Source organism: Pseudomonas meliae, assembly GCF_001400515.1.
Classification (GTDB): Bacteria; Pseudomonadota; Gammaproteobacteria; order Pseudomonadales; family Pseudomonadaceae; genus Aquipseudomonas; species Aquipseudomonas amygdali.
In genome coordinates this window covers 1-7,751 of sequence record NZ_LJQT01000353.1, presented here as the reverse complement: position 1 = coordinate 7,751, position 7,751 = coordinate 1, and the positions used below count along the sequence as shown (strand labels likewise).

Here is a 7,751-nt window from a genome sequence, read left to right as displayed (position 1 = left end):
AACCCGGGGCGGTTCAGTTGAGCAAGGCCAGCGAGATCAGTACACCCAATGCCTGTGCGCACAAGCCTTGCAGCATCAGGCGTGGCCCGGCAGCAGCCATGTTATGCATGGCCATCATCGCGATGACCGTAACGCCGGGAACGGCACTGAAGCCCATCGCGCCAATCCAGAACCCGCCCATCAGCGAATCGAAGAGCAGATTGCGCCATTCAGCCTGATAGGGTTCGCGCGACTTTTTCGCAATCTGGTAAGCAACATGTGGCCAGACCAAGGCATTGAGCAGTGCCAGCGTCCAAAGCCAGTGTGCGGCATTCACGTAATACAAAGACACAGCGACAGTAATAAAGCCAACGCTGACACCGAGAGATCTCGGCGCGTAGATCCGCTTGGCGAATGCCAGTCCCTTGCGGTGATATGAGCTCATAGTTCCTTACCGGACATAACGTCTTGAATCGGTCAGAAACCATGACTCCTTGACCGAAAGGCTGGAGTTTGAGCGTTCGACAGTGTCATGGGAAGAGCATTTTGCAGTGCTGTGTCAATTAGCTGCACATTGGGAAGGCTTGCATGTTTCGGAGTCAATTAACTGACAAAAACAGCCAGGAAACAGGTTCAAAAATATGACGAAACATACAAGCAGCGGCACACTGGAATAACCGGGCAGTGTAGTTGCGTCTTTGCAAAAGTACTGCCCGGTGACATTCGGCTAATCGAGCCGGGCCAGGTTATGCGGCTGCCTTGTTTTTCTGAATCCCGGTCATCCAGGCGACAGCAATGGCCAGCAATGCAACGACGGCTGCGACATATCCAACTGCATTCAGGCCCAGATGCTCAATGGTCAGACCGCCAATGATCGATCCCAGACCTATACCTGCGTTGGCGGCCGAGACGTTCAAGGTTCCTGCCAGTGCCTGGGCCTGCGGTGCCGCTTTCATCACCCTGATCTGACAGATAGGGAACAACGCTGTGTGGGCAATACCCCAAATCACCAGCACCACGGCCAGTAACGGCATCGAGCCTGCGGCAGGTACGCTTGCGGTCATGCCCAGCGCCAGCAGCAGCGCAAACACCATGGTTGAGCCCAGCGGGCTGCGGTCCACATACCGGCCACCCAACGCATTGCCGATCAGGCCGACTGCACCAAAGCCCATTAACCACCAACCTACTTGAGCCGACTCGATACCTGCGATGCGTTCCAGCGTATCTGCCAGGTAGGTGTAGGCGCCAAACATGGCAGTGAACAGCAAAATGGACAGTAGCAGGTTGGCGAGGAACAGCGGATCTCGCAGGATTTTTGCCTGCTCGGCGAGGCCTACCTTTGCGGTAGGTTCAATGCGTGGCATCGACAACGCCAGCAGCACTGCCATTAATGCAGACAGCAGCGTCAGCGCCCAGAACGCGCCGCGCCAGCCCACTGCATCGGCAAATACGGTGCCCAGCGGGATGCCGAACAGCATGGCTGCAGAGATACCGAGGTAGACCTGCGCCACAGCCTTGCCAGCGCGCTTCGGTCCGGCCAGCAGGCTTGCGGTTTCACTGGCGGTGCCCCAGAACACCGGCAACGCCAATGCTGGAATGAATCGCGCCAGTGCCAGTACCCAGATGTTGCTCGACACCGCAGCCAGAGCGTTTGAGGCCGCGAAAATCAGCAGGATGACGATGAACGTACGCTTGCGGTCCAGGTGCGAAAGCATCGCTGTCAGCGGCGGGCCAAACAGCATCACCGTGAAGGCGAATAGCGTGACCAGCAAACCGGCAGTAGAAATGGAAATTCCCAGATCGCGGGCCAGTGAAGGCAGCAGTCCTATGATGAGAAATTCGGTGGTAACGATTACGAAGCCAGCCAGCGCCAGGATCGCGATGGACAAGCCAGCACCGGTCGAGCTTTCGCTCTTGGTGCCGGAGACGGCAGTTTCCAGAGACGGCATGATACGAACCCATAAAAAATAAGTTCGCCAGCTTATTGCAGAAAATGATTCCTATCTTTGGCAAATATTCCGTACATTGTGGACTTAAATTCACTAATTGGTCTTCCATGTGCTGTCCACTGACCGCCTCAAGGGCATCGAAACGTTTGTCGCCGTTGCCAATGCTGGGAGCTTTACGGCAGCCGCTGACCGCTTGAGTCTGAGTAATTCCGCAGTCAGCAAAAGCGTTGCACGCCTGGAAAGCCGCCTGGGCATGCGTCTGTTCGAGCGCACTACCCGAAGTCTGGCGCTGACCGAGGAGGGGGCGGCCTATCACGCTGTGTGCACGCGCATGCTTGCCGATCTGGAGGCTGCTGAAACCGCATTGGCGGCGCAACGCACAGAACCTGCCGGACAATTGCGTATCGATCTGCCTGCGACCTTTGGTCGTTTGCACGCGCTGCCGCTGATCCTCGCCTTCACCGGGCAGCATCACAAGCTGCGCCCGCGGATAACCTTCACTGATCGTTTCGTCGACATTCTTGAGGAAGGTATCGACCTGGCCGTGCGCATCGGCGGTCCGCCTGTCTGGCCCGCGGGCGTGGCGCACCGTTACCTGGGCACCGAGCGCGTGATCTTCTGTGCGGCACCGGCTTATCTGGAGCGCCACGGCATACCGACGACGTTCGAGGACCTCGCCAGTCACGCATGTATTCTGTTTGGTCGTGGCGATGGCAGCACCAGCCCCTGGTTGTTTGTTGACGATCAAGGGCAGCGGGAGGCGCGCGCTGTCGAAGCGCGGCTGGTTATCGGCAACGGCGAAGCCCAGGTGGCTGCGGTGACTTCGGCGTGGGGCATTGCGCAGCTGGCGACCTGGCTGATCAGGGAGCAGTTGCAGCGTGGCGAGTTGGTGGAGATCCTTCCACAACTGGCCACTGACGGTTTGGCGCTGCATCTGGCCTGGCCGCGCAACCGCGAGTCATTGCCCAAGGTGCAGGCGCTGGTTGAGCGACTGTCAGAGGCGTTGCGGGTGGATTAAGCCACACGGGTTCAGCCACACGGGTTCAGCCACCCGATGCTCGAATCATTCGCCTATGACGGCCTTCACCAGCGCTGCGTGTTCCTTCGGGTTTTTCGCGTTGGAGACCACGTTGAGCACGGCTGCGCGGGCACCCGAGGCGGCAATGATCGATGTGCTCAGAACCTGGGCGTCGCTCATGGTCGCCGAGGTATCCAGCTGCCGTACACCCAGACCGTTCTTCTTGACGATCTTCTTGTCACCCAGCTTTTTGAAGTCTTTGTAGCCGGTACTCTGCTGGGCAAGTATCCCGGTGACCAGGCCATCAAGCACTACGCCGTCGTTGTCGCTGGCCTGCACGCCCATTGGCATAGGCGTCTCGGTAACGATTAGCACGCGCTTTTCAGCGGCATTGGTGTAGAGCGCACCCGTCACCCCCTGAGCCTTGGCCTTCGCGTCAATCTCGGGCATCTCGCCCTGCACGTAGCCCGCAGGAATGGTAAACGCCAGTTTGCCACCCAGCAGCGAAGCCTTTTGTACCGCAGCGGCAGCAGGCGCGGCGGCCTGGGGCTTGGTCGCGGCCTGAACGCTGACCATGCTCTGGCAGGCTGCCAGTGCGACACACACAACGATTGCCTTGAAACCGAAAGACCGCATGGAAATTCCTTTTTTGTCTGTTAAATGGATCGAGTAAATGGAGGCCTGTGTGCCCGAGGAATGTGAGTGGCCCGGCAGGTAAAAGTGCCCATAAAAAAACGACCAGCAGGATCACTCCGGCTGGCCGTCCTTTATTGCGTTTCGCTTACTCGGCGATCTGCAGTTTGCGCGACTCGGTATAGACGTAACGCACTTTCTCGTACTCGAATGGCGAGTTCAGCTGGCCATAACGGAAACTGGTGACATACCGGCGATCAATCGCACGCAGCACGGTGATTTCCGGATGGTCGTCGCTGACTTCGGCAACGTTCAGGAAGTTGATCTGGTTTTCAGCCGTGTAGTCAAACAGCATACCGCCCGTGTCACGCAGGTTCGATGGACCGAACAATGGCAACACCAGATAAGGGCCGGCAGGAACACCATAGAAGCCCAGCGTCTGGCCGAAGTCTTCGCTCTGGCGCGGCAGGCCCATCATGGTCGCCGGGTCCCAAAGACCGGCGATGCCGATGGTGGTGTTGAGCAGCAGACGACCGGTTGTGTCCAGCGAACGCTCACCCTTGAACTGCAGCAGGCTGTTCAGCAGGTTGGAGACGTCGCCCAGGTTGCTGAAAAAGTTGCTCACGCCGCTGCGCACGAAGCTGGGTGTGATGTAGCGATAGCCGTCCACGACCGGCAGGAACACCCATTCATCAAAGCGGTAGTTGAAGTGGTACACCCGACGGTTCCAGGATTCCAGCGGGTCGTAGACTTCCAGCGCGTTAATGGAGGCGCGCTCGAATTCACGCTGATCCAGCCCCGGGTTGAATTGCAGCGACTTCAGCGGCTGGGTGAAACCGTCAGCATCGGTCTGACGGGCCACAGTGGCCGGGTGTTGAGCCTTGTTGCTGGTATCCGCGTCAGCGGCCTGGACTGTGCCGGCACAGAGCAGAGCGGCAAGAAGTAAAAGACGTTTAGCCACGGAAAAACTCCAGCATGGCGTCGGTGTTGACGCGGTAATTAAGGTTGCCGCAATGCCCGCCGTACGGATAAACGGTCAGACGATCCCCGAAGGTCTTGCGCAGGAAGCCCAGATCACCCGAGCCCAGAATCACATCGTCAGCGTTGTGCATGACGGCAATCTTGGTGTTGCTGTGCAGGTAATCCTTGAGTGCGTAAAGACTGACCTGGTCGACCAGTTGCAGCAGGCTACCGCCGTCAGTGCGGGCGCGCCACATCGGAATGACCTGTTCGGTCAGGTAGCAATCGAAGTCGCATTGCAGGGCACGCTTGAGGAACGGCGTCAGGCTGGTGCCTTCAGAGATAGGAAATTTTGGTGGTGTGATCAGGCCGCGGCGGTTGATCAGGTCCGAGGTGAACGCGATGTCGGCCGACGAGAAGCGGAACGAGGTACCGATCAGCATCGCCATCTGCTCGTTGGTCAGGTGCTGCTTGGACTGCTGAAAGTCGAACAGCAGTGCATCGTTGAGGTCGATGTAACCCTTTTGCCGGAAGTAACGGGTCAGCTTGGCCAGCACCAGCTCGTAGAACGTGGTGGTGTTGTTGATGCCCTTGACGTTGGTCTGCACCAGTTTGTCGAGGTTGCTGATCGAGGTGTAAAGGTTGACCGGCGGGTTGAGCAGCAGCACTTTCTTGAAGTTGAAGCTGCGGCGGGTTTCATCCAGTTTGCTGACGAAGGCGGCATTCAGTGCGCCGAGGCTGTAACCGGTCAGGTAATAGTCGGTCACCGGCAGTTGCGCCTGCTGGGCACGAATGGCCTGCATGACGCGATAAATGTCTTCTGCGTCGTCGGTGGAGACGCCAGGAGTGGCGAAGCGCGAGGCCGAGCTCATGAAGTCATAGCTGGTGGGCGAAGACAGCTGCACCACGTGGTAGCCCGCGCCGTAATAGAGTTTTTTCAGGAATTCATTGATGGTGCTGTTATACGGCGCGCCTGTGCCGGCAATCAGGAAGATCAGCGGGGCGGCATGGTCCTGCTTCGCCAGGCGATAGTGCAGCTTTTTTACCGCCCAGAAGTTGTCCGGCAGGGTGAACTCGCGCTCGGGATGCAGGTTCAGGGTGTAGACGTCCTGATCGATGTCTTCATCGTCAGGCAGATCGGGGCGCAGATCAGGCGGTGTGGTCGCAATGGTCGCTTCAAACGGATTAGTCAGCGGGTAGCCATAGGTGGCAGAGTCGACGGTGGTTGCCAGAGCGGACGCACTTAAACACAAGCCACCTATAACGGTAGCGAAGCGCAGAAAACGGAGCATGACTAAATCCCTTGGGAAAGAAGTGCTGATGAGATACGCAGGCTATGACCAAGGTGTAGTGCCAAAGTGCCGCATCCACCGGTTAACCGTGTAAATTATGACGGAACAATACACGTTCTTTGGATTTTGCAATGCAGTTATGCGGTTTATTTTTCGCAGGCGACGTAGATTGGCTCGGTTTGACCATACAGGCGGGGGACTGACTGCCGCTACATGCCGCTACGCTGCAGCTTCCTGGGGACGAAAAACACAAAGGAGAGCCGTAGCTCTCCTCCAATGTGTTTTACCTGCTCTTTTTATTGTTGTAGGGCGGCCTGTTATTGTTGTTGGCGGCCAGTCCCTTTACAGCGTTGTTGGGCGACCCCCATTCGGGGTCAAGAGCAAACGTATTTTTTTGAGCGCTGACTCGCTTTAATCACCTGTCTGCACAACATCGTGATCCCACCGGTTCGGGAGCTACCTGAAGGTAGTTTTATTGTTCTCTGTCCGATCGCGAGGCCTTTCACCGAAAGGTTCCTGTAAAGCTTATCCACTCCAAAAAAATCTGTTAGCTGCGCCTCTGTCCGTTTTGTTCTTGTTATGTCAGAGCCGTTACGTCTTGTTTTTATTGGTTTGCCGCTTCGTTTCTTGTTTTTGTTGTACAAGAGAGATAGCAGAAGCTGTGCCAACTTTTCAAAGTGCTTTTAAAACAACGATTTAGCTGTTCTGCGGGAAGAGGTGAGTGGGCTGCGCTGGAAAAACTGTTCCCGTGTTACCCGTTCGGGCCGGTGGATGTGAGTCGGCGGTAACACATCCTGTTTCCTTTTATAAAACGAGCAGGCTGAGACGTTTTTCAGCAGCGCTTGTCGCTGATGACTGCATGTTGTCGTTTCCCGTTGCCCGAGTGTCGTAGCCAGAGCATGTCTGCTTGCCCGGCAGGTTGATGATGACGGTGGCAATTTGCTGCGTGTCACTGCGCGTGGCGGCGATCAGAGCGCAGCGTGCCCCGAAACTGGACGCTCAGCGTTATACATCAGCCCCGGAGAGCCCGGGAAGTGATGCTTTCAAGCTTCTGCCCGCAGGGCGTGGGAGCGAACCTGTTCGCGAAAGGGCCGGTACAATCTCTGAATATGCATCGTCTGAGATACAGCCTTCGCGAACAAGTTCGCTCCCACGGCCTTCAGCCAGAATCACAAGCAACGTGTGTATGACGATGAGAGCCAAGCGTGGGTGTGCGCTTGAAAACAACGTTGACGAAGCCCGACAACCGTCGGTGCAGACTTCCGGGGAAGCGACAATGATGATGCGAAAAATACTGGGGGCGGGTGCCGCTCTGGTGCTTGCTGTCAGCTCCACGCTGGCGATTGCTGAAACCAAGACCCTGACTATCGGCTATGTGGAAGGCTGGTCCGACAGCGTCGCCACCACCTTCGTGGCTTCCGAAGTGATCAAGCAGAAGCTTGGCTACGACGTCAAACTGCAATCGGTCGCGGCCGGGATCATGTGGCAGGCTGTGGCCACCGACAAGCTCGACCTGATGTTGTCTGCCTGGCTTCCGGGCACTCACGGCGAGTACTACACCAAGTACAAGGATCAGGTCGTCAACTACGGGCCCAACTTCAAGGACGCCAAAATCGGCCTGATCGTGCCTGAATACGTGAAAGCCAAAACCATCGAAGACCTCAAGACCGATGCTTCCTTCAACAAGAAGATCACCGGGATCGATGCCGGTTCAGGGGGCATGCTCAAGACAGATCAGGCCATCAAGGATTACGGTCTGGACGGTTACAAACTGCAGGCGAGTTCCGGCGCAGGCATGATTGCCGAACTGACTCGTGCGGAGAAAGCGCAGAAAGCCATCGTCGTCACCGGCTGGGTACCGCACTGGATGTTCGCCAAGTGGAAACTGCGTTTCCTGGAAGACCCTAAGAGGGTGTAGAC

At 57.0% G+C, this 7,751-nt stretch carries 5 protein-coding genes and 2 pseudogenes; 2 read left to right on the top strand and 5 right to left on the bottom strand.

What is annotated here, in order from left to right; translation table 11 throughout:
• Nucleotides 1–16: 16 nt before the first annotated feature.
• Both ALO64_RS16650 and ALO64_RS16645 read right to left on the bottom strand, forming a co-directional pair.
• Nucleotides 17–424: pseudogene (locus ALO64_RS16650) on the bottom strand (MASE2 domain-containing protein); the annotation flags it as partial.
• 301 nt (nucleotides 425–725) lie between these two features.
• Complete coding sequence (locus tag ALO64_RS16645) at nucleotides 726–1,928, bottom strand: MFS transporter (RefSeq protein ID WP_044345359.1); 1,203 nt, start codon at nucleotides 1,926–1,928, stop codon at nucleotides 726–728.
• Nucleotides 1,929–2,037: 109 nt separating this feature from the next.
• On the opposite strand from ALO64_RS16645, the gene ALO64_RS16640 reads away from it, so the two are divergent.
• Nucleotides 2,038–2,946 (top strand): LysR family transcriptional regulator, encoded by a 909-nt coding sequence (locus ALO64_RS16640; protein WP_031599786.1) that lies wholly within the window; start codon nucleotides 2,038–2,040, stop codon nucleotides 2,944–2,946.
• Between the two features lie 45 nt (nucleotides 2,947–2,991).
• Here ALO64_RS16640 and ALO64_RS16635 read toward each other — a convergent pair whose 3' ends face one another.
• The 3 genes from ALO64_RS16635 to ALO64_RS16625 all read right to left on the bottom strand — a co-directional run bounded on the left by ALO64_RS16635 (nucleotide 2,992) and on the right by ALO64_RS16625 (nucleotide 5,831).
• Nucleotides 2,992–3,582, bottom strand: coding sequence for a DcrB/PsbP domain-containing protein (locus ALO64_RS16635; protein ID WP_002552548.1), 591 nt, complete (start codon nucleotides 3,580–3,582; stop codon nucleotides 2,992–2,994).
• Nucleotides 3,583–3,727: 145 nt separating this feature from the next.
• Nucleotides 3,728–4,540, bottom strand: coding sequence for an MlaA family lipoprotein (locus ALO64_RS16630; protein ID WP_044345362.1), 813 nt, complete (start codon nucleotides 4,538–4,540; stop codon nucleotides 3,728–3,730).
• Nucleotides 4,533–5,831, bottom strand: a complete 1,299-nt coding sequence (locus ALO64_RS16625) for a serine protein kinase PrkA (RefSeq protein ID WP_005733991.1) — start codon at nucleotides 5,829–5,831, stop codon at nucleotides 4,533–4,535. Before ALO64_RS16625 ends, ALO64_RS16630 begins: the two co-directional genes overlap by 8 nt.
• A 1,276-nt stretch (nucleotides 5,832–7,107) precedes the next feature.
• On the opposite strand from ALO64_RS16625, the pseudogene ALO64_RS16620 reads away from it, so the two are divergent.
• A pseudogene (locus tag ALO64_RS16620) lies at nucleotides 7,108–7,746 on the top strand (glycine betaine ABC transporter substrate-binding protein); the annotation flags it as partial.
• Between the last annotated feature and the right edge of the window lie 5 nt (nucleotides 7,747–7,751).